The organism is Chryseobacterium sp. G0162, assembly GCF_003815715.1.
Lineage (GTDB): Bacteria > Bacteroidota > Bacteroidia > Flavobacteriales > Weeksellaceae > Chryseobacterium.
In genome coordinates this window covers 5122529-5144549 of record NZ_CP033922.1, presented here as the reverse complement: position 1 = coordinate 5144549, position 22021 = coordinate 5122529, and the positions used below count along the sequence as shown (strand labels likewise).

15 protein-coding genes and 1 tRNA gene are annotated in these 22021 nt (G+C 35.9%); 13 read left to right on the top strand and 3 right to left on the bottom strand.

The features are described 5' to 3' along the window. Position 1 precedes the first annotated feature (1 nt). The 9 genes from EG344_RS23085 to EG344_RS23045 all read left to right on the top strand — a co-directional run bounded on the left by EG344_RS23085 (position 2) and on the right by EG344_RS23045 (position 12947). Complete coding sequence (locus EG344_RS23085; protein WP_123911622.1) at positions 2 to 1189, top strand: efflux RND transporter periplasmic adaptor subunit; 1188 nt, start codon at positions 2 to 4, stop codon at positions 1187 to 1189. After that, positions 1189 to 4335, top strand: coding sequence for an efflux RND transporter permease subunit (locus EG344_RS23080; RefSeq protein WP_123911621.1), 3147 nt, complete (start codon positions 1189 to 1191; stop codon positions 4333 to 4335). The genes EG344_RS23085 and EG344_RS23080 overlap by 1 nt, the downstream gene beginning before the upstream one ends. A 77-nt stretch (positions 4336 to 4412) precedes the next feature. Next, positions 4413 to 5828, top strand: a complete 1416-nt coding sequence (locus EG344_RS23075; RefSeq protein WP_123911620.1) for an efflux transporter outer membrane subunit — start codon at positions 4413 to 4415, stop codon at positions 5826 to 5828. Positions 5829 to 6070: 242 nt separating this feature from the next. After that, positions 6071 to 6559 (top strand): GNAT family N-acetyltransferase, encoded by a 489-nt coding sequence (locus tag EG344_RS23070; protein ID WP_123911619.1) that lies wholly within the window; start codon positions 6071 to 6073, stop codon positions 6557 to 6559. Positions 6560 to 6561: 2 nt separating this feature from the next. Continuing rightward, the gene (locus EG344_RS23065; protein WP_123911618.1) at positions 6562 to 7047 is read left to right on the top strand and encodes a MarR family transcriptional regulator; all 486 of its coding nucleotides are present in this window, start codon (positions 6562 to 6564) and stop codon (positions 7045 to 7047) included. A gap of 438 nt (positions 7048 to 7485) precedes the next feature. Beyond that, complete coding sequence (locus tag EG344_RS23060) at positions 7486 to 9618, top strand: type VI secretion system Vgr family protein (protein ID WP_123911617.1); 2133 nt, start codon at positions 7486 to 7488, stop codon at positions 9616 to 9618. 16 nt (positions 9619 to 9634) lie between these two features. Next, on the top strand, positions 9635 to 11233 hold the full coding sequence (locus tag EG344_RS23055; RefSeq protein WP_123911616.1) for a polymorphic toxin-type HINT domain-containing protein: 1599 nt from the start codon (positions 9635 to 9637) through the stop codon (positions 11231 to 11233). 50 nt (positions 11234 to 11283) lie between these two features. Next, positions 11284 to 11862, top strand: a complete 579-nt coding sequence (locus EG344_RS23050; RefSeq protein ID WP_123911615.1) for a hypothetical protein — start codon at positions 11284 to 11286, stop codon at positions 11860 to 11862. Positions 11863 to 12074: 212 nt separating this feature from the next. Then, positions 12075 to 12947, top strand: a complete 873-nt coding sequence (locus tag EG344_RS23045) for a hypothetical protein (protein ID WP_123911614.1) — start codon at positions 12075 to 12077, stop codon at positions 12945 to 12947. Between the two features lie 140 nt (positions 12948 to 13087). Here EG344_RS23045 and EG344_RS23040 read toward each other — a convergent pair whose 3' ends face one another. The 3 genes from EG344_RS23040 to EG344_RS23035 form a co-directional block, all read right to left on the bottom strand. Continuing rightward, complete coding sequence (locus EG344_RS23040; RefSeq protein ID WP_123911613.1) at positions 13088 to 13720, bottom strand: hypothetical protein; 633 nt, start codon at positions 13718 to 13720, stop codon at positions 13088 to 13090. Positions 13721 to 13736: 16 nt separating this feature from the next. Next, complete coding sequence (locus EG344_RS24115) at positions 13737 to 13901, bottom strand: hypothetical protein (protein WP_164464496.1); 165 nt, start codon at positions 13899 to 13901, stop codon at positions 13737 to 13739. A 142-nt stretch (positions 13902 to 14043) separates the two neighbouring features. Next, positions 14044 to 16641, bottom strand: a complete 2598-nt coding sequence (locus EG344_RS23035; RefSeq protein WP_123855749.1) for a TonB-dependent receptor — start codon at positions 16639 to 16641, stop codon at positions 14044 to 14046. 783 nt (positions 16642 to 17424) lie between these two features. Between EG344_RS23035 and EG344_RS23030 the strand changes: the two genes are divergently transcribed. The 4 genes from EG344_RS23030 to EG344_RS23015 all read left to right on the top strand — a co-directional run bounded on the left by EG344_RS23030 (position 17425) and on the right by EG344_RS23015 (position 21879). Continuing rightward, a tRNA-Ala gene (locus EG344_RS23030) sits at positions 17425 to 17498 on the top strand. Positions 17499 to 17855: 357 nt separating this feature from the next. Continuing rightward, positions 17856 to 18725 (top strand): AraC family transcriptional regulator, encoded by an 870-nt coding sequence (locus tag EG344_RS23025; protein ID WP_123911612.1) that lies wholly within the window; start codon positions 17856 to 17858, stop codon positions 18723 to 18725. Between the two features lie 396 nt (positions 18726 to 19121). Then, complete coding sequence (gene yddG / locus EG344_RS23020; protein ID WP_123911611.1) at positions 19122 to 20021, top strand: aromatic amino acid DMT transporter YddG; 900 nt, start codon at positions 19122 to 19124, stop codon at positions 20019 to 20021. A 100-nt stretch (positions 20022 to 20121) separates the two neighbouring features. Further along, positions 20122 to 21879 carry a DUF885 domain-containing protein gene (locus EG344_RS23015; protein ID WP_228412808.1) on the top strand — a complete coding sequence of 586 codons (1758 nt, stop codon included), beginning with the start codon at positions 20122 to 20124 and terminating at the stop codon, positions 21877 to 21879. The last annotated feature ends 142 nt before the right edge of the window (positions 21880 to 22021 follow it).

Here is a 22021-nt window from a genome sequence, read left to right as displayed (position 1 = left end):
AATGAATAATAAGCTAGTTATACTTTCCATTGCAGCGCTTTCTCTCACAGCCTGCAAAAAAGAAGCTCCGAAACAGGATGGTGCCAAACCGTACCCTGTTGTTTCTGTGGAGTCAAAAAATATAGTAGGATATCAGACGTTTCCGGCTACCATTCAAGGTAGAGTAAACAATGATGTACGTACTAAAATACAGGGATATATTACCCAGGTATTGGTAGATGAAGGACAATATGTTACCAAAGGACAGCCTTTGTTCCGTTTGGAAACCAATATCCTTACCGAAAATGCCGCTGCTTCTAAAGCAGGAATCGGGGCCGCTGAATCTACTATTGCCGCTGCACAGGCATCTGTAAATGCTGCTCAGGTTGAAGTCAACAAACTGAAACCTCTGGTTCAGAAAAATATTATCAGTAACGTACAGTTACAATCTGCACAAGCTCAGTTAGCCCAGGCTCAGGCTCAGTTACAGCAGGCACATGCTGCAAAAAGACAGGCTGAAGCCAACTACAAAGGAGTAGAAGCTAATATTGAATATTCCATTATTCGTGCGCCTATTTCAGGAGTAGTAGGAAGACTTCCGTTAAAAGTCGGAAGTTTGGTAGGGCCGTCTGACCAGACTCCTTTAACAACCATTTCTGATACTTCTGAAATCTTTGCCTACTTTGCGATGAATGAAAAGGAGTATTTTGATTTCCTTGAAAAATCTCCAGGAGCTTCTATGCCTGAGAAAATCAAAAACTTACCAATGGTTGAGCTTCAGTTAGCCAACGGAAGTCTTTATCCTGAAAAAGGAAGAATTGAAGCCATTACCGGTCAGATAGATCCTACTACGGGAACCATTCAGTTCAGAGTTGCCTTTACCAATGCTCAAAAATTATTAAGCAATGGTAACAGTGGAACGATCAGATTCCCTCAGAATTATGATAATGTTCTTGTAGTTCCTGAAAGTGCTACTTACGAGCAACAAGGTATTGTATACGTATATAAAGTAGAAAAAGGAGATACTGCAAGAAACGTTGTAGTAAATGTTATTGACAGAATCGACAATTTGGCTCTTATAAAATCAGGAGTTAATAAAGGTGAAATAGTGGTTGCAGCAGGTATCGGAGGATTGAAACCGGGAACAGCTGTAAAACCGAAACCAATCAAAATGGATAGTCTTGTTAAATCAATAAAACCGAAATTCTAATGATAAAAAACTTTATTAACAGACCGGTTTTATCTACCGTAATTTCAATCTTGATTGTGATTCTCGGTGTGCTAGGGCTGATCTCGTTACCGGTTACACAGTATCCGGATATTGCACCGCCTACAGTAAGTGTGTCTGCAAACTATACAGGAGCCAATGCGGAAACTGTAATGAAAAGTGTGGTCGTTCCCTTAGAAGAGCAGATCAACGGGGTAGAAGGTATGGACTATATTACTTCCTCTGCAGGAAATGATGGTTCTGCCCAGATCCAGGTTTTCTTTAAACAAGGAATAGATCCTGATATTGCGGCGGTAAACGTACAAAACCGTGTGGCTAGAGCTACTCCTTTGTTGCCGTCCGAAGTGACGCGTTCAGGTGTTGTAACTCAAAAGCAACAGACGAGTGCCTTGATGTATATGTCTTTCTATTCGGAAAACAAAGATCTTGATGATGTATACCTTCAGAACTTTTTGAATATCAATATTATTCCAAACCTAAAAAGGGTAAATGGTGTAGGGGATGCCAACGTTTTCGGGGGTAAAAACTATTCCATGAGAATCTGGTTGGACCCTGCAAAAATGGCGGCCTATAGTGTTACCCCTACGGATGTTACCAATGCGATCAATGAGCAGAGTAGAGAAGCTGCGGCGGGTTCCATTGGGCAGAACAGTGGAAGTTCTTTTGAATATATTATCAAATATGTAGGTAAATTCAACGATAAAGAACAGTATGATAATATCATCATCAAATCTCTTCCAAACGGACAAAACCTTATGCTTAAAGACGTTGCTAAAGTAGAATTGGCAGGCCAGTCTTATACAGGGATTGGGGAGAACGGAAACAGTCCTTCCATCAGTATGGGGATCTTCCAGACGCCGGGTTCCAACGCACAGGAGATTATTAAAAATATCAAAACGTATCTGAAATCTGCAGAAAGTACTTTCCCTAAAGGAATTAAATATACTTTTAACTTTGATACCAACGAGTTCTTAGAAGCTTCTATTGAAAAAGTAGTACATACACTGATTGAAGCTTTCATCTTGGTGTTTATTGTAGTATATATTTTCCTTCAGGACTTCAGATCTACTTTGATTCCGGCCATTGCGGTTCCGGTATCTATCGTAGGGGCGTTCTTCTTCCTGAATTTATTCGGATACTCATTAAACCTGTTAACCCTTTTTGCATTGGTACTTGCCATTGGTATTGTGGTGGATGACGCGATTGTCGTCGTGGAAGCCGTTCATGCGAAGATGGAGCATGGTATTTCAGATGCTAAAAAAGCAACGGTGGAAGCGATGGATGAGATTACAGGAGCTATTATTTCTATTACTTTAGTAATGGCAGCGGTATTTATCCCTGTGACGTTTATTACAGGTCCTACAGGAGTATTCTACCAACAATTTGGTATTACGCTGATCATCGCGATCATCATTTCTGCTATTAATGCATTAACGTTGAGTCCGGTTTTATGTTCATTATTCTTAAAGCCTCACGCAGAGCATCATGCAGAGTATAAGAACTTAAACCTGCTACAGAAGTTTTTCTATAAGTTTAATATTGCTTTTAAAACAACAACTGAGCGTTACGGAAGAGGATTTGTATTTCTGTTAAGACATAAATGGGTAACCCTGGTAATCTTTGCGGTTACAGGAGGTATTCTATATTGGGCAAGTGGAACCATGAAGAAAGGTTTCGTTCCTACAGAAGATAGAGGAATTATCTTTACCGATGTTCAGCTTCCTCCGGGTGCTTCTATGGAAAGAACATATAATGCATTGAAAACACTTCAGGCTAAAGCATTGAAGGTTCCGGGAGTACAGAATGTAACGATTTCTACAGGTAGAGGATTCTTATCAGGAAACGGAAGTAACAATGGTCTTGCCTTTGTTAAGTTGAAGCCATTTGAAGAAAGAAAAAAAGATGGTCAGACTTCTGAAGATATCACCAAAAAACTATTTGGAATTGTAGGATCTGTTCCTGATGCCAAAGTAGTATTCTTTCAACCGCCAAGTGTACCGGGATTTGGTAACAGTGCTGGTTTTGAAATGGTATTACTGGATAAATCAGGGGGAGAATATGCTGACTTGGATAATAAAACCAATGAATTCATCGGTAAGCTGATGCAGAGACCTGAAATTCAGTTTGCTCAGACTTCATTTAACACAAAATATCCTCAGTATCAGATGGAAATTAATGTTCCACTCAGCAAACAGCTTGGCGTTTCTGTGAATGATATTTTGGCTACCATGCAAGGGTATATTGGAGGTATTTATACTGCCGACTTTACCAAGTATGGAAAACAGTTCAGAGTAATGGTTCAGGCACTTCCAGAGAACAGACAGAATATTGAGAATCTGAACCAGCTTTATGTCAGAACAGGTTCAGGTATCATGTCTCCGATTTCACAGTTTGTAACATTGAAAAAAGCATACGGACCACAATCTGTAAGCCGTTATAACCTGTTTACTTCAGTGAAGGTGACGGGAGCAAACTCTGACGGATACAGTTCCGGGGATGCTATTGCTGCTGTACAGCAGGTAGCTGATGAAACCCTGAATCAAAACTATGCAGTAGAGTTTACAGGATTAACCAGAGAAGAATTAAATTCAGGATCTCAGACCCTTCTGATTTTCGGGTTAAGTTTGGTCTTTGTTTACTTTATCCTTTCTGCACAGTATGAAAGTTATATCCTTCCGCTTATCGTTGTTATCTCTCTTCCTCTTGGGGTAATGGGAGCTTATTTCGGACAGAAAATTATGGGCTTGGAAAATAATATTTATTTCCAGATTGCTCTAATTATGCTCGTCGGATTGTTGGCGAAAAATGCGATCCTTATTGTTGAATTTGCAGTCCAGAGAAGGCATCATGGTGAAACAATCGTAATGTCTGCCATCAATGCCGCAAAAGCGAGAGTAAGGCCGATTCTGATGACCTCATTTGCCTTTATCTTCGGTTTATTACCGTTAGTGTTAGCAAGTGGAATTGGTGCTGTAGGTAACAGATCAATCGCAACAGGAGCAGCCATAGGATTGTTGATAGGTACTGTTTTAGGACTTTTTGTAATTCCGGTATTGTATGTGATTTTTGAAAGCATACAGGAGAAGATTAAGCCTATCAAAAAAGAAGATATCAATTTAGCAGAGTAAATTAATTTAGTTTAAGGTTTTCTGGTTTAAAGTTTAATACGGTAAGCCGGAAACCTTGAACATTTAAATTTCAAATAATGAAAAGTTTAATAAACATCATAAAAGGAATAACTTTCTCAGCGATTATGCTGGGAGCCATCACGTCCTGTATGGCCAGGAAGGAATACGAAAGGCCGAAGAACGTTGTTGACGAAAAGCTTTTCCGTACAGATATGCTTCCTTCAGACAGTGCTACCGTTGCCAATGTTTCCTGGAAGGAAATCTTTACAGATCCCCTGCTTCAGGGACATATTTCAAAAGCTCTAGATAATAATCTGGATATCAGGATTGCTTTACAAAGTATCACTTCTGCAGAAGCTTACCTTAAACAAAGTAAGGCAGCCTATGCTCCAACTCTTTCGGTAGGACCCAATTATACTTTCCAGACACAGTCTATCAATACTCAGTTTGGACAGATCATTGGAGAAAGACGATATGTCAATCAATTTGACATTACAGCAAGTCTCGGTTGGGAAGCTGATATATGGGGAAAAATGAAAGCACAGGAAAAAGCACAATTAGCGGCTTATTTAGGAACTGTTGCTGCTCATAAAGCAGTAAAAAGCAGTCTTGTTTCTTCCATTGCTTCTGCATATTATCAGTTGCTGACATTTGATGCTCAGAAGAAGATCATCACAGAAACGATTGCAATTCGTGAGAAGAATCTGGAAACGACAAAGGCATTGAAAGCTTCCGGAACTCTTACAGAGGTAGCGGTGCAACAGAGTGAAGCCCTTGTTTTCAATGCAAAATCTTTATTGATTGATATTGATACACAGATTCAACTGCTGGAAAACACCATGAGCCTTTTAATGGGAGAACCGTCACACACTATTGAAAGATCTACTTTGGAAGGCCAGAATCTTCCAATCGATTTGAAATTGGGATACCCAGCTCAATTGTTAGCTAACCGTCCGGATGTCATGAGAGCAGAATACAACTTAATGAATGCATTTGAATTGACCAATGCTGCAAAAGCTCAGTTCTATCCAACATTGAAGCTTACAGGAACAGGAGGACTTCAGTCTGTAGACATTGACCACCTATTTAATGTAAACTCATTATTTGCGAATGTGGTGGCTGGATTGGCACAACCTATTCTGAATAAAAGAACGATCAAGACGAACTATGATGTGAGTCTTGCTAACCAGGAAACAGCTTATTTGAACTTCAGAAAAACAGTTCTTACTGCTGGAAAAGAAGTTTCCGATGCTATCAGGGTGTTCTCTGTTCAGGATTCATTTATTGAGTTAAAACAAAAAGAATTGGATGCCTACAAAAAATCAGTAGACTATTCTCAGGAATTGGTCAATTATGGGATGGCCAATTATCTTGAAGTTTTAAATGCCAGTGTAAACTCATTGAATGCAGAACTTAATATTTCCAATGCAAGATATAATAAAATGAAGGCTGCCGTAGAGCTGTATCAGGCTCTTGGTGGAGGCTGGAAATAAAAAATATTTTGTGATCAATTATAAAACGTGTGTCAGTAATGACACACGTTTTTTATTTTAAATAAGCTTTCAAAATAATTGAATAGTATGTCTCGAATTGGATAAACTTATTGGTTTCTTCACAGTGATAATACGACAAGTATAACTTCCATCCTTTAAAAACCTTAATATCTGTTAAATACAAAATTTAATTTGTATATATGTATTTAACTACGTAGTTTTATACTTTAAAATAGAATACTATGAAATTATACATTCAGCCTATAGGAAATGCTTACTCAGAACAGGCTATTGACCTGATTTTGAATATTCAGCAAAAAGAATTTAATGTTCCGCTTACGATCCATGACCAGCCGGATCTTTTTGAGATAGAAAGTTTTTATACTGAAGCCGGAGGAAACTTTTGGGGTGCTTTTATAGATGGAGAGCTTGTGGGAACCATTGCTTTGGTCAAATTTGACGAAAGAGCAGGAGCCATCAGAAAAATGTTTGTAAAAAAAGAATTCCGGGGAAAAGAGCTGAATATTGCACAGGAATTATTAGAAGTTTTAATTTCTTTCTGTGATGAAAATGGAATAGATGATTTATATTTGGGAACCATAACGGTATTAAAAGCAGCTCAGCGTTTTTATGAAAGAAATAATTTTGTGAAGATCAAAAAAGAAAACCTTCCGGAATATTTTCCGTTAATGAGTGCTGACGATATCTTTTATCACTTACATATTGACTGAACATGAATGTTATCAACGAAGCAGGAATCCTTGCCATATCCACCAGGCTCCACCGCCTCAGTGAGCAGCTGAGAAAGGATGGTGCCTTGATCTATAAAGCTTTTGGAATTGATTTTGAACTTAAATGGTTTCCTGTAATTTACACTATTTATCAAAGAGAATTAGCCAGTGTTGTTGAAATTGCTAATGAAATTGGTTATACCCATCCCTCTACTATTACTTTACTCAAAGAACTTGAAAAGCTCAAACTTTTAGAATGGAAAAAAGATAAAAACGATGAACGTAAAAGGTTATTTCTATTAACTCCTAAAGGAAATGAGTTAGTTGAAAAAATGAAACCAGTATGGGAACTGGTTACGATCGTATTGGGTGAAATTGCAGATAATGAAAATAATCTCCTAAAAGCCATTGATGAAGCTGAAGAAAAAATTGCCAGTCAATCTTTTTATCAGAGAGCTTTACAGCTTAAGAATTCAAATAAAGCTTAATCTATTTTTAATAAGTTTCAACTAAAATTTAAAAAACCATGTTACTGATACACTGAACGTAACATGGATTTTTTTGTTCAGTAATGAGAAAAAAGCTTTGTTGAAAAGTCATTGTAAATTTCATTGTCGTAGTTCTACTACAATTTTTCAAATAATCGGTAATTCATTTTGATGTGAATATTTAAGGTGATATATTGCATTACCAAAATCACTAAAAAAACTTATGAAAAAATACCGAAATCAACCCCTTTTTAAAGTATTACTAAGTACTTAAAGTGGAATTATTTTTCTAAAATTCCAACTGCACCCATCTCAGATCAATCATCGAAAGGCTTGTTCCAGAGGCCGTTGCAAGCTATAGATTGGTTCCTTGAGCTAAAGGGTCTCACCTGTAAAGGTTGAATATCCAATTAAGTCATACACCCAAAAAAAGATGTCATGTTTCAGGAAAAGAATAATCTTCCCAAACCGGAAATAGATTCGGACAAGACAGGTTTTGTAAACAAAATCCAAGACAATAAGAAAATTAAAGAAGTAAAGAAAGTTGCTTCAAAAGTAAATAATGCAGTCAATGTGGTGAATACAGGAAAACAGTTTCTGAATCAGCCTTTGTTACCAAACGAACCTGCTATTATCAAAGAAAAGCTTTGGGCAAAACAGCCTACTTCCAAAATATTCAACGCAGACAGTATTCCGGAGAGTGCGATAGCAGGAATCAATCGTGTTGTAAAGCTTGATATCCATGTGGAAGGTAAGCCTATAAAATATTTTAAACATTTTAAACTTACGCAAAGCGCTACTAAACATCATGAATTTGAACTTATTCTAGCCCATGATACGTTAGGAAGTGCAGAAAACCATAATCTTGAAGAAGTACAGAATTTTCTTGGAAAGAGGATTACTGTTGTTTTCAAATATAAAGATGTGGAAGGAGGTGCGGAAAGAAATTTTGTAGGAGTTATCACAGAAGTCGGATTCAGTCAGGAAAAAGGAAGTCTGGGTAATCTTGTGTTGTCAGGCTTCAGCCCAACAATCTTACTAGATGCGGCACCTCATATTCAAAGTTTTGGAGGAGCACAGCCTATCAGTTTGAACAGTATTGCCAATGAAGTGATTAAAGAAGGATTGGGACAGGGAAAATTTGATTTTAGAGTAGATGCCCGTCATGGGAATGTCTCTTACAGTTCTCAATACGAAGAAACCCATTATAACTATCTGGCAAGAATTGCTGAAGCTTATGGGGAACAATTTTTCTACGATGGGGAAGTCTTACACTTCGGACAGCTTCCACCACAGGAAAAACCTGTAATGCTGACCTATGGCAGTAATCTGACCGATGTTAAAATTAAAATGAAAGCTCAGCATGTGAATCCTTCATTCTATGGATACAACAGCAGCAAAAATGAAAAATTTAAAGGTGGAAGTTCAAAAATAACCCATACCTCAGATATTGCTAAGCGCGCGTATGAAATTTCAGAAAAGACTTTTCAAACGCCATCTTTAAGAGTAGCCCCCATCAAAGCTTCTTCTTTTATGGATATTGATGCTTCTCAAAAAGGAACAGCAGGAAGCAATGCTTCACAGGTTTTTATCACTTCCGGAAATACAACGGTCCCGTTTCTTTATCCGGGCTGTATTGCGGATATTCAAATGCGTAAAACAGATACCAACAATACTTCCTATTTTACAAAGTTAATGCTCATAGAGGTTACTCATGAGGTAGATGCCCGTGGGTATTATGACGGATCTTTCCAGGCCATAGCTTCTGACACCGGATTTATTCCAAGACCGGAATTTACTGTTCCTGTGGCAGAACCTCAGTTTGGAAAGGTAATTTCCAATACCGATCCTGAAAATCAAGGCCGCGTACAGGTTCAGCTTGACTGGCAGAGTGGGCAAGACACTACGGAATTTATCCGTGTAATGTCTCCTGACGCCGGAAGCAGTGAAAAGGTTGGCAAAAACAGAGGATTTATGTCTATTCCTGAAGTGGGAGATCAGGTGATTGTTAATTTTGTACATCTTCATCCGGACCGTCCTTTTGTAATGGGCGGAATGTATCATGGCGGAATTGGAGCTGGTGGTGGTTCAGGAAATAATATCATGAGTTTCAGCGGCAGAAGTGGTGCAGAATTAAAATATGACAATGGTGCAGGATCTATGAATCTTAAAGATCAGGGTGGTGCCAATATGAATTTTGACGGAACCGGAAATGCAACCACCAATGCCAATAGCAACCATACTGTGAATGCAGGAAGTACTAACGTAATCAATGTAGGAGGTAAGAAAGATGCTCCACCACAATCCTTGTTAAAAATGGATGCCGGCGGAAATATCACTCTTGACGGAAAAACAAGTATTACATTACAGGTAGGAGATAATTCTATTACGATATCCGAAGCAGGAATTACGGCGTCAGCAGGAAAAGGAATGATTGATATCACCGCGCTTACAGGAGCATTAGGATTGTCAAGCAAAGGTGGTCCAATGGATATTAGTACAGATTCACCACTTACGATTACAGGAGGACCAAGTGCTGTAATGTCTTCAGGAGATACCAATATTATGTAATGCTAAAACAGAAATCATGGATGAGTTAGAATACATAACCCTCAATGCCCTGATGATGTGTGACCAGGGAGCAGCTCCGGATTTCTTCAAACCTACGTTCAATACAAAGGTGAAGATTCATGGCTGTCTTGTAGCAACGAATCAAGATGCTACTCCTTTGGTTAACATACCTTCCTTCAAGGTATGTAAGATTAGTGGTGGCCCCTGTACCCCTGCCACAGTTCCTATGACCTGGCAGGATACCTGGCAGGTGAAAATTAACGGAATCCGGTCTTTGATAGGAAAAAGTACATGTCAATGTCCTGTTGGGGGAAAGGTAGAGTTTATGACCAGCGGACAGGTTCCCCTTCCGGAAGATGCTGCCCAGGAGGTAAAAGATATGCAGGATCAGGCACAGCGTGAACTTGATGACAGTGGAAATGGTAATAGTGTAGGGGAAGCAGGTTTTATGGAAGGAATGATTCCTGTGTGGGGAAGCGGTCGTGACCTTATCAATGATATACAAACCGGAGATGTAGGCGGCAGCCTTATGAATGCCGGATTTTTAATATGGGATGTAGCCTCTATTGCGGTAGGTGTGGTTTCTTTTGGAACCGGAACGGTAGCTATGCAAGGAGCAAAAGCAGGATTGAAAGGCGCTATAAAAGCCGGTGCAAAAGCCATATCTAAAGAAGCGCTTCAGCAGATGGGAAAAGCAGCGATGAAAAAGCTTAGCAAAGAAGCTTTGAAGAAAAGTGTAGATGATGTAGCCAAAAAATTGCTTAAGACCTGTGTTTTTGCCTGTTTTCCGGCTGGAACACCCGTGCATACTGAACACGGAATTAAAAATATTGAAGATATCCGAATCGGAGATCAGGTGTGGGCTTATGATGAAGATACAGATACTGTAGCTCTTCAGCCGGTTATTGATCTTATCATTAATGAAAGTGACCATACCATTAGTATTTATACGGAAGCTGAAGTGATTGAAACAACGGCTACCCATCCTTTCTATACTGAAGAAGGCTGGAAAGATGCCTCAGAATTAGAAGTAGGCGAAAAAATTCTAACCAAAAATGATGAGAAAGTTACCATTGAAAAAACAGAATATAGCTATGAACCTAAAAAAGTTTATAACTTTACGGTAGCCCATTTTCATACCTATTTTGTAGGCCTCTTAGCTTTACTGGTTCATAATTCTGGTAGATGTTTGTCTCAAATGATTTTGGAATCTCAGAAATGGTTTCAGAATATTATGAGGGGAAATAGTTTTAATAATGTAATGAATGCTTTTACAGAAGAATTAGCAACAAATGCAGGTAAAATATTTAGATCAGAACTATTTGTTTCTCTAAAAAATGGGAAGAAAGGCTTCGTTGATAGTTACATTAAAGGTATAGGTATTATTGAACGTAAAGCTACCGACTTAAGTAAAGTAGCTACACCAACTGCAAAAAACTATATTAATGATGCAGCAAAATATGCAGGTTCAAAATCAGACGAATTTGGAAAGCTAGGAGAAAAAATTTATCTTCAAGTTGAAAATATGAGTGGGGTTTCAAAAGAAGTTTTGGATTACGCAAAAAAAAGGGGTGTAACAATTATAGATGATATATCACAGATTAAAGGATTATAAATATGATTACTTATAAATTTTTACAATATAATAATTTGTCAAATGAGATAATGTCCGAACAAGATACATTGGATAATATTAATGATTTAATAATAGAAAAAAAATCATCGAAAGAAGAAAAAGAGGCAGCAAAAAATGTTGAGAATTGGGCGAAATATGCTTTTGAAAATAATAAAGAATATCATATTATGATCTTTAATGATGAAAAACCATTGGCCTATATTAATAATAACTATAATGATATTACAGTTGAGTTTTTAACTTATAATGGAGGTAATTTGTTTATTTATTTATCATTAGTATATGATAAGTTTAATATGGAAATATCATTTAAAGAAGATAGGGATGAGCCTTTTCCCAATAATGATCTTTTTTTGAGTCAAGTTAATAGTATCTATGAAGATGATTTAGTTAATATTCAAAATGAATTAGTTTTCAAATTAAGCGGTAATACAAATATTTTTGAAACTACTTTTGATAAGAAAAATAATAAAAGTAAAACAGAAGCAAAAAAAACAAAAGTAAATGTTTCTCACAATTTTATTAGAAGGCCACAAAACTACAAAGATTATGAATATTTGTTGGACTACAAAAATATACTAAAGCCGGAATTTCTTGATCTTAAATAAAATAACATCTGCATTTGGAAATTATGATTCCTTATGTGAATATAATAAAATTTTAAAAGAAGGAGATTTATTACAAGAAATTTAAACTGATTATTTCAAAGTAAATGAGATTATTATCAAAATAACATATTTTATAAAAGAAGTATGGACGAAATATATAAAAACTAATTTTTCATAGATAAAAAGTATTCAGAGTACACCACTTTAATGAAATGAGTATTTCAAATTTTTTATTCGGGGAAAATATTCCCCTTCTTCAACTGGAAAAATTCTTGCAGGAATATACCCTGAAGGTTGAGAATACCTTTCTGATGGGTAAAGAAAATCCCCCAATTTCTTTAAAAACCTCATCAGATCTTGTTATTGAGCAGGAAAAAGGTGAAAAATATATTGAGAACACTATAAAATTACAGGAAATCACAGGTGATACTGAAGATCATGTGATGAAACCTTTTCTGCTGCAAAGCCTTGCCCTTGCAGATATTTCCCGTAATATTCAACTGAAAAGAGATCTCAATGGGAAAATACTTTCCGTTGAAAATAAAGAGGATCTTTGGAAGAACTGGGAAGAATGGAAAGAGAATAAGTTGGCAACCCTATTTCCTGAAGAAAAAGACCAGATCAAGTTTATTTCCAATTATGAAAAAGGACTGAAAAACTTTGACGTAGAACTGAAGAAAAATCTGCAGTACATTCTTTTATTACCGGAACTTTACAGCCTGATTTTCCCCCCTAATGAATATTATAGTTTTCTATTCAGTCCATCGAATATCCGATCCAGACTAATTGATGGAGTAAAGTACAACTATCAGTTAAAACTGGTAAAACTTGAAGAGGAAAACAATATCCTTTTTGTAGAGTTTCATTCTGTGCTGAATAACCGGGATGAATTGATGAAAAGTCATATTAAAAAACTTTATAATAAAGAGAAAGATTTCTCTATTGACCAGTTTGAATTCAGTATCAAAACAAAATACAATTTCGAAAAAACAACGGCAAAGATTCTGAATGCTGAACTTCATTTTGTGGAAAAAATGCACGAGCATTTAGCCTATCTGATTGATATGGATTTGAATAGTAGGTGAACGTAAGTATGATAATGGCGGAAATATTTTTATAATGGATAATTTTTTAATCAATTGATGAAAGAATATAGACTATAAGAAACTGTTTAATCTGCTTCCTTTAGTTCCGAAGTAAAAACATATCTATTAGATACATAATCCTAAGGTAAGGTAATAATATTGATTATAGGGTGAAGAGAAGATTGTTGTTTTATATACTGTTTATCTTCTTCAGTGAGTTCATTGGTTCCCAGTCCTATACCATTCCATAGCTTTCCGCTATTGGCAGGTTTATTACCTAGTTCAATAGATTCAATTTTAATTTTTTTATGAAGTCCCAGTGCTTCTAAATCTATTAATTGGCCAGGATTTATTTCTCCTTCTATAATTTCTCCAAGCAGGTAGAAACCTCTGCCAGTAAGCTGAAAAGCACCATCTATTTTAAATTTTGCCACTCCGTTGTGCCAACTGTACCCACAATATCTGCATTGCTTTGCATAGGGAGTTCGGGCCAGCCTACTACATTGTGGACAGGTATTAAAAAATATTTTTTCTGAAGACTCTGCCACTATCCTTTGTGCTACATTGAGCTCAAATTCATCATAACCATTTTTCAAAAAAACAGCAATTTCAGGATCAGAGCTTACCGATCCTTTCTCTATCATTTTTCTTCTCATTTCATGACTATCGGAAGTTTTATAGGTGTACATATGATAGCTTAATGCTAATTTCTCATCCTCAGTCATGAGATTTTTGAAATAGGTGATGATATAATTTTTTATGTCTTTATCCATTACCAAAAAATAATTTTTAGTTTTTTGTTTGGTCTAATTTATCATTTATTTCTTTAACATACATTTCGATTTTTTTTATAGCATCTGAAACCGCAATCCGTATCACATGATATGATATTGCACATCCAATTACTAATCCAAATAAGCCAATAATGAAATAAGAAAAAAGTAGTTCTTTCATAATTATAATTTCTTTAAAAGTAAAAATACTTAATCATCATTGTTTATGGAATCCCATAACGAGAAAAATAATCACCTATTTTAAAAGAAAAAGAACCCGTCAAAAGTGACGGGTTCAATTGTTTTATATTCAGAAGGTATCATTAGAATCTGAAAGTCGCAGCCACAGACCACGTTCTTCCGAATCCTAAGAAACCTGTATTGGCATCTGCAACACCCTGATACACTCTACCTGCTTCCTGGTATGTCTTTCCAGCACCCGGGCCTGTAGCAATTTTATCAGTAGCATGAATATTAGAACTTAGCTCAGAAATATAATATTTGTTGAATAAGTTATAAACATTCGCTCTTAAGGTTAAAGATTTTTTCTGACCGATTTCGAATTTGTAGCTTGCTCCTACATCAAACAGATTGTAGCTAGGTAATTTTACAATTCCTCTTTCTCTGTCGGCTTCTGTAAGGAAGTTAATAGGGTTGAACTGAGCATATAATTTGTCATAATATTCCCAGTTAGCATCAATACTGAATGCTTTGGTAATGTTATAATCAACACCTAAACTTGCTGTAGTTTGTGCAGCATCTCCAACTTTTAGATCTTTGATATTGATCATCCCTGTTGCTCCGGCAACTTCCTGGTTGCTTTGAACATCAAGAATATTGAAATTGGCGTTTCCTTTGTACTTCCAGTTTCCGAATGAAACCATTCCTCTCAATCTAAGGTTAGCAAAAGGTCTTGCTTTCGCTTCCAATTCAACACCCTGGTGAAGTTGTCCAACATTCAGTGCATTGTAGAAATAAGCATTTCCAAGCTTTAATTGAGAGAACTTAGCAACATCTGCAGCTCCTGCGTTAAATGTTCTTGAAATGAACCTGTCATCCCATTGCGTTCTGTACGCATTGATATTAACATCGATATAACGGGATTTGAAGCCATATCCTAGTTCTAAAGAGAAGATTCTTTCATTCTTCGCATCGTTGTAGATGTTCTGGTTAGAAGGGAACAGGGCATTGAATAAAGGCTGTCTTGAAATAGCTCCTGCATTAAAAAATACATTATGATGATCATCAATATTGTAGTTAGCCCCTCCTTTTACAATATAACCTGTTTTGTGATACCATTTGGTATCTTGATTTCCAGGAGTATAAAGCATATAGTCTCTTCTCTTATAATACTGCTCAGAAACTGACCCCTGAACAGATGCACTTAGTTTTTCAGAACTATATTCAACCATTCCATATACACCGGCCCATTTTACCAGCCCTTCGTTGTAGATAGATACTTTCTGAGTATTACCTGTTTTGGTAAGAGGTTCCGGCTTTACTGTACGGTCTACATAATAACCATTGGGAGCGTTCACTGTATTTTTTACAAATAAAGCATCTGATCCTAGCATATCAGTAACAATATCATAAAGAGCTCCTTTGTAAGTTTTAAGATCGATCCCTCCGTTAAAAGTCCAGTTATTTTTTTTGTAATTAAGATCTGCAATTACTCCGTACCAGTCATGAGCATTAATACTTTGTTTTCTAACGATACCGGTAGTTCCGTTTAAAGTACTTACATATTGTCCGTTGTAATCAGTAGGAGAACCTGTAGGAGCTGTAAAAGTAGATTTCTGGAAGGTATTTCCATTATAATCTGTAACAGAACCTCCTCTGTTATAACGGTAAATCATATCCCAATTGATGGTACCGTCATTACTATTCATGAAGTTCATGGTATTTTTACCTTGTACAATAGAACCGTTAAGTCCGGTACCTCCACCACCGCGTCCCCAAGAGCCATAAACCACTGTGGATAATTTCAGGTTGTCATTAATATTCCAATCCCAGTTCAATGAAGCAATTGGTTTGTGGTAGAAGTTAGGTGCTAAATTGAATTGAGATCCATTCAGCATTCCTGTTTGCGGATTGTATCTTCTTCCGTAAGTTTCGAACTGCTGTAGGGTTGCTACATTAGCTCCGGTTGCAGAAGATCTTCTTGTGTCGTGTACCTGTGGTGCACCGGTTGCAATAAAATTGAACGCATGTTTTTCATTCGGTTTAAACCCTGTTGAGAAAAACCATGAATAACCTTCACCTTTAGTTCCGTTGATGTAACCATCACCTTGCCAACGGGAAAGCAATACTGTGGTTCCCCATTTGTTTTTCAAGCCGGAAGAATACATTGCTGAAAGTCTGGAGTAGTTGTCGTTACCAGCTTCCGCTTTAATCATTGCTTTTTGCTCAGAATCAGTAGCTTTGGTAACAATATTGATCGTTCCCCCTACAGATGGTACTACAAATTTAGAAGCTCCTAAGCCTCTCTGAATCTGAATAGAGCTTGCAATATCTGCTAGTCCAGTCCAGTTAGACCAGTAGACAGTACCTCCTTGCATGTCATTAACAGGCTGTCCGTTGATAATTACCGCAATATTGGCACCATCAAAACCTCTCATGTTAATTCTGCTGTCTCCGAATCCACCACCTACTTTGGTAACGTATACCGAAGGGGTAGACTTCATAATTTCAGGGAATTCTCTGTTTCCCAGTTTTTCCTGAATTTCAGCAGCCTTAATGTTGGAAACTGCAACAGGTGTTTTTCTCTCTTTGGCTGTTTGGGAAAGGTTTCTACCTACCAACATCACCTCATCAATAGATTTAGATTTTTCTAAAGAATCCTTCGTACTCTGCCCGTAATACAAGGCGGCCGTTGGTAATACAAGCGCTATAAGAAGTCGCTTTTTTAAAATAATGCTCATGAAATAAACTAGCGTGTTTGATTTTAAGGCTGCAAAGATGAAAATTTATTTTTTAATTAAGTATTAAATATTTTTTACAGGATTTTGTAAATGTCGAAGAATGAGCATGATTGCTGATTATTTTATGATATGTTAACTTTCTTTAACACTTTAGTTTGTAGCTGGTTATATGAATAAATTAATGTTAAATGAGACTTTTTTGAGAAAAATATACATATTTATTTGAAAATAAATATTGAGAAATATCAGCAAATTTTCACTTTTTCTCATGTTTTTTTATTTTAAGTCTAATGATAGAGAGTTATATGCTGTTTAGCATCAAAACAACATATTTAAATAATGAAAAATTAAAAAAAATCTCAATGGAAAAAGCTAAAAAAAGCATTAATGGAGGAGTAATTGAATGCTTAAAAAGAAATGATAAAATAATTTTGATCGGAAAACCTACTTTATCTATGTAACTAACCCATTTGATAGATTGATTGTTTAAAGTAAAACAACTATCTTCAGTAGTATAGGCAGCCGTTAGAGGTACTAAAATCAGATCTTCTAATTTTTTACAAAAAAAGCCTTTATAATGGTTTGTTTTGTTATGAATTTCATCTTGGTTATTAGTAATATCATTAATTTGCGGAGATGAATTACCATTAAAGCGGTTTCTATAATGAAAATTTGACTCTTGATAATGAGCTATTAAGTTTTTTAACTATCAAATTTCAAAAATATTTACGCAAATATTTGCATATACCATTTAAATACTTACTTTTGTATCGCTTTAAAAAAGGGGGATTGGCGCAGTTGGCTAGCGCGTTTGACTGGCAGTCAAAAGGTCACGGGTTCGAATCCCGTATTCTCCACGAGTATTTTACAAATAGTGCTAAAGCTATAAAACCTGCAAAAAAATTGCAGGTTTTTTCTTTTTCACATAAAATTGCAGATTTTTCATATAAACTCGTAAAGATTGTGACAAAATTAGTTACCAAATGATAATCTATAGAATTCTTTAACGGTTTGTTTATTAGCGTGTTTTGTTTGGGTTTTATAAAATTTAGAGCAAATTTACAGCCTCTTTTATTTCTTAAAAGCGCAAAGAGCAATATCCGTAAAATATACGTCAGAACAGCGGTTGAGACTTATAATATAATGAATGGTGAGTGATTATAATAAGATAGTTTTAATGTTTTTTATATATTTAATTATAAAAAAATAACTTTATGGAGGATTTTAAAATTGAACCTTTTTTGCATAGTGAAAATAGTCTTCATTTTATCACAACAAAAGGAATATCTGATCTTCTACTGACTCGACCTACTCAGCTTTTTCAACCACATAAAATACTATTTAACTGTATCCATCTTTTTTGTGAAGGTGAAGGAACAATTAATATTGATTTTAAAACAATAGATATTAAGGAGAAACACATTTTGTTTGCTTCCCCCAATCAGATTTGCCAGTTTAACGGTCCTGTTAATTATAAAAGTAAGGTCATGATTTTTACTGAAGATTTTCTTTGCCAGAACAGTACTCAAACTCAATTTTATAGTGAAACCAGTTTGTTTAATGATCCTTTGAACATAAGATATTTCAATTTAGAAGATCGGTTTGAAGAAGTATTCGCTCTATTCGATTACATAAAAAGTGAATTGGCCAGGCCATATAGGGACGTACAGAGTACTATATTAAATAACTATTTGTTTAACATACTTCTGATTGCGGAAGAGATATCCATACATTCTAAAATTAACCTGGACTTTTGTGGAGATAAACTTTTAGTTGCTAGATTTAAATCGCTTGTAAATAAAAACCTAAATGGACATTTAAGTCTTGACTATTATTGTGAACAATTGAATATAACGCTTCGAACACTTCAAAAAGCTTTTCTTAAAGTAGAGAAGGAGACACCCAAACAGTGGTTAATTAACAGGATGATATTAGAAATTAAAAGAAATCTGATGTATAATAAATTAAATATTAGTGAGATTTCTTACAATTTGGGTTTTAAGGAACTTACTAATTTTACTAAATTTTTTAAATCAAAAACAGGGGTGACTCCAACACAATTTAGGCAATCCATCGAAAGATAGTTTTTATTAAAACTTATTGGGGGTAATTTATTATCATTTTTTTACGCTTTTCTATCATAATATATGGGGGTAATAAATCTAATTTTGTGGCTCGAAATAATTTTTTTTCATCATTTGTGTTTTTATCTCCGGCTCTCCCGGAGATTTTGTGTTTTTGGGAGTAGTAAAATAAAGATATAATAAGCGAAGTTTTTAATCAATTACTTATCAATAAAACTTTGGTTCAATTATTACAAAAAACGGAAGATCGTATTTTGCTATCTAACTAAGGAATACAGAATAATAAAACTAATACGTTATTTTGTTTTTCCTATAATTTTGGATATTTTGCTGTCAATTTCAATTTTTCCTTATTTTTGTTTTCATCATCATAAACAAGCAAATAAAAACTTCTTCATGACCCAACAAACCAAAGCCACAGCTATCGGATTTTGTGCTATTATTCTATGGTCTTCTATTGTAGGACTTATCAAAGAAGTAAGCCATTCCTTTGGAGCCACTGTGGGGGCAGCATTAATATATACGGTAGCTTCAGTGTTTTTGCTTTTTACGATGAAATGGGTTCCCTTATCAAAATTTCCAAAGAAATATTTGATATACGGAGGGTTGCTTATGGTTTCTTATGAACTTTGTTTGGCTCTTTCTATAGGATATTCTACCAATAGCAAACAGGCTATTGAGGTAGGAATGGTTAATTATCTGTGGCCCACATTTACGATGGTGGCAGCCATCCTTTTTGCCAATAAAAAAACAAACTGGCTGATTGCTCCGGGAATTATTCTGTCCATGCTGGGAATTGTCTGGGTATTGGGGGGAGAGCAGGGATTAGACATTTCTCAAATGCTGGCCAATATTAAAACTAATCCGCTAAGTTATGGATTGGCCTTTATTGGAGCTTTGCTATGGTCTGCTTATTGTGTGATTACCGTTCGTATTGCCAATGGTGTAAATGGGATAACGCTATTTTTTATAATGGTTGCCGTTGCTTTATGGATCAAATATCTTATCATTGGGGATTCAGCCAGTATACAGATCAATTTGTCTTCGGTTATATATCTTTTGCTTGCTGCATCTGCCATGGGATTTGGTTATGCAGCCTGGAATATCGGAATTCTGAATGGTAATGTTACTGTTTTAACAGGAGCGTCTTATTTTATTCCCGTTTTGTCTTCTGCATTGTCTTCAGTACTTCTTTCTACAACATTGGGACTTTCTTTCTGGCAGGGAGCTGTAATGGTTTGTGCGGGATCGGTACTCTGTTGGCTGGCAACTAGAGAACGGAAAGTCAAGCAATAGTATTAGCTTGAATGTCAAATTGCTAATTAGTTTATTTAGTAGTAGGATAATAGAATAATTAATGTATTTTTATTGTTCAGATCCATAAACTAATAAAAATATGATGAAGCATAAGCTGGCTTTACTCAGCACTGTTATTGTTTCCTGCATGAGTGCGCAACAAAAGAATATCAAATTACATCAGGTTTTTGACCAATACTATAAAGAGTCAAATGTACTAAGCCCGTTAAGTGCAACCTTTAACGGCATTGATGGGTATAACGATCAGCTTCCTGCTGATGATGAAAACCAACTCAAAAAAATCCATGATTTTTATGTAAAATATACCAATCTTCTGAAACCTTTTGAAAATCAGGATTTGAATAAAGAAGACCGTATTTCACTGGCAATTTTAGAAAATGACCTGCAAATTGCTCTGAAAACAGAAAAATATCATCAGGAATATATGCCTATCGATCAGATGGGGAGTATTCCTACGTATATGGCGATGTTGGGTTCCGGCAGCTCAGCACAGCCTTTCAAAACGGTAAAAGACTATGAGAATTGGATGAAACGCTGTCAGGCTTTCACAAGATGGACGGATGTCTCTATACAAAATATGCAAAAAGGGATCAAAGCAGGCGTTGTTTTGCCGAAGTCTTTGGTGGTGAAAATCATTCCGCAACTACAGCAACTGGCGAAAAATAACGATCAATCTTCTTTCTATGAACCCATAAAAAATTTTCCCAAGGATTTTTCAAAAGAAGAGCAGAGCCGTTTAAGTAAAGACTTTAAAGAGGTTCTTGCTAAAAATATTTTCCCATCCCTACAGAAACTTGCAGATTTTTTCCAGAATGAATATCTGCCGAAAGCACGCTCATCTTCAGGAATCAATGTTTTCCCCAATGGAAAAGAAATGTACAAAGACTATATTTTTTCTATGGTAACCATTGATAAAGATCCGGAAGAAGTATATCAGTTAGGCTTATCTGAAGTAGCAAGAATCACGGCAGAGATGGAAAAGATTAAGAAATCTATCGGTTTTAAAGGTTCACTTCCTGAATTATTTGAATTTATGAAAACCGATAAGCAGTTCATGCCTTTCAAAACAGACAAAGAAGTGTTAGAAGCTTATCAGAATGTTTATGACAAAATAAAACCTAACCTGGCGAAGTATTTCGGGATTACTCCTAAAACACCTTTTGAAATCCGTAAGACAGAAGAGTTTAGAGCAGCTTCAGCATCACCACAATACTTTCCTGGGAATCTTCCTGCTAATCGTCCCGGTATTTTTTATGCTCCTATTTTGGACCCAACAAAGATCAACATCACCAATATGGATATGGAAAGTGTGTTTTTACACGAAGCTATTCCAGGACATCATTATCAGATCAGTATTCAATATGAAAATACCTCTGTTCCGGAATTTCGTCAAAAGTATATGAATGGAGCATTTGTAGAAGGGTGGGCGTTATATACTGAATCTTTGGGGAAAGACCTGGGAGTATACACCAATCCGTATCATCAGCTTGGTGCGCTAGGCACAGAGATGCATCGCGCGATCCGTTTAGTAGTAGATTCCGGTTTGCACACAGGAAAAATGACACGTGAAGAAGCCATTAAATATATGATGGATAACGAACCCGTTTCTGAACAGTTTGCCACTGCTGAAATAGAACGTTATATGGCAAACCCTGCACAAGCACTTTCTTATAAAATCGGAGAGTTGAAAATAAGAGAACTGCGTGATAAATACAAAGCGCAGTTAGGCTCTAAATTTAATATCAAAGATTTTCATGATACTATTTTGAAAGGAGGAGCCATGCCTCTTACTGTTTTTGAAAACTATATGGATGACTGGGCAAACAGTATCAAATAACAATGTTGAACTTTAATAATGTTTATCAATACAAAAGACTGATCGTGATCAGTCTTTTTTCTATTTAATTTGTTTTAAAAGTGGTTGAATATTGGTTGTGGGATTAATGGCTAACAAAAAGAGTATGTCCTTATATTTTGCA

Excerpts from the sequence above, each read along its gene's own strand:
- yddG (WP_123911611.1), top strand. The coding sequence starts at position 19,122 with ATGACCCAACAAACCAAAGCCACAGCTATCGGATTTTGTGCTATTATT.
- EG344_RS23025 (WP_123911612.1), top strand. The coding sequence starts at position 17,856 with ATGGAGGATTTTAAAATTGAACCTTTTTTGCATAGTGAAAATAGTCTT.
- EG344_RS23015 (WP_228412808.1), top strand. The coding sequence starts at position 20,122 with ATGATGAAGCATAAGCTGGCTTTACTCAGCACTGTTATTGTTTCCTGC.
- EG344_RS24115 (WP_164464496.1), bottom strand. The coding sequence starts at position 13,901 with ATGAAAGAACTACTTTTTTCTTATTTCATTATTGGCTTATTTGGATTA.
- EG344_RS23080 (WP_123911621.1), top strand. The coding sequence starts at position 1,189 with ATGATAAAAAACTTTATTAACAGACCGGTTTTATCTACCGTAATTTCA.
- EG344_RS23065 (WP_123911618.1), top strand. The coding sequence starts at position 6,562 with ATGAATGTTATCAACGAAGCAGGAATCCTTGCCATATCCACCAGGCTC.
- EG344_RS23040 (WP_123911613.1), bottom strand. The coding sequence starts at position 13,720 with ATGGATAAAGACATAAAAAATTATATCATCACCTATTTCAAAAATCTC.
- EG344_RS23075 (WP_123911620.1), top strand. The coding sequence starts at position 4,413 with ATGAAAAGTTTAATAAACATCATAAAAGGAATAACTTTCTCAGCGATT.
- EG344_RS23070 (WP_123911619.1), top strand. The coding sequence starts at position 6,071 with ATGAAATTATACATTCAGCCTATAGGAAATGCTTACTCAGAACAGGCT.
- EG344_RS23035 (WP_123855749.1), bottom strand. The coding sequence starts at position 16,641 with ATGAGCATTATTTTAAAAAAGCGACTTCTTATAGCGCTTGTATTACCA.
- EG344_RS23045 (WP_123911614.1), top strand. The coding sequence starts at position 12,075 with ATGAGTATTTCAAATTTTTTATTCGGGGAAAATATTCCCCTTCTTCAA.
- EG344_RS23055 (WP_123911616.1), top strand. The coding sequence starts at position 9,635 with ATGGATGAGTTAGAATACATAACCCTCAATGCCCTGATGATGTGTGAC.
- EG344_RS23050 (WP_123911615.1), top strand. The coding sequence starts at position 11,284 with ATGTCCGAACAAGATACATTGGATAATATTAATGATTTAATAATAGAA.
- EG344_RS23060 (WP_123911617.1), top strand. The coding sequence starts at position 7,486 with ATGTTTCAGGAAAAGAATAATCTTCCCAAACCGGAAATAGATTCGGAC.
- EG344_RS23085 (WP_123911622.1), top strand. The coding sequence starts at position 2 with ATGAATAATAAGCTAGTTATACTTTCCATTGCAGCGCTTTCTCTCACA.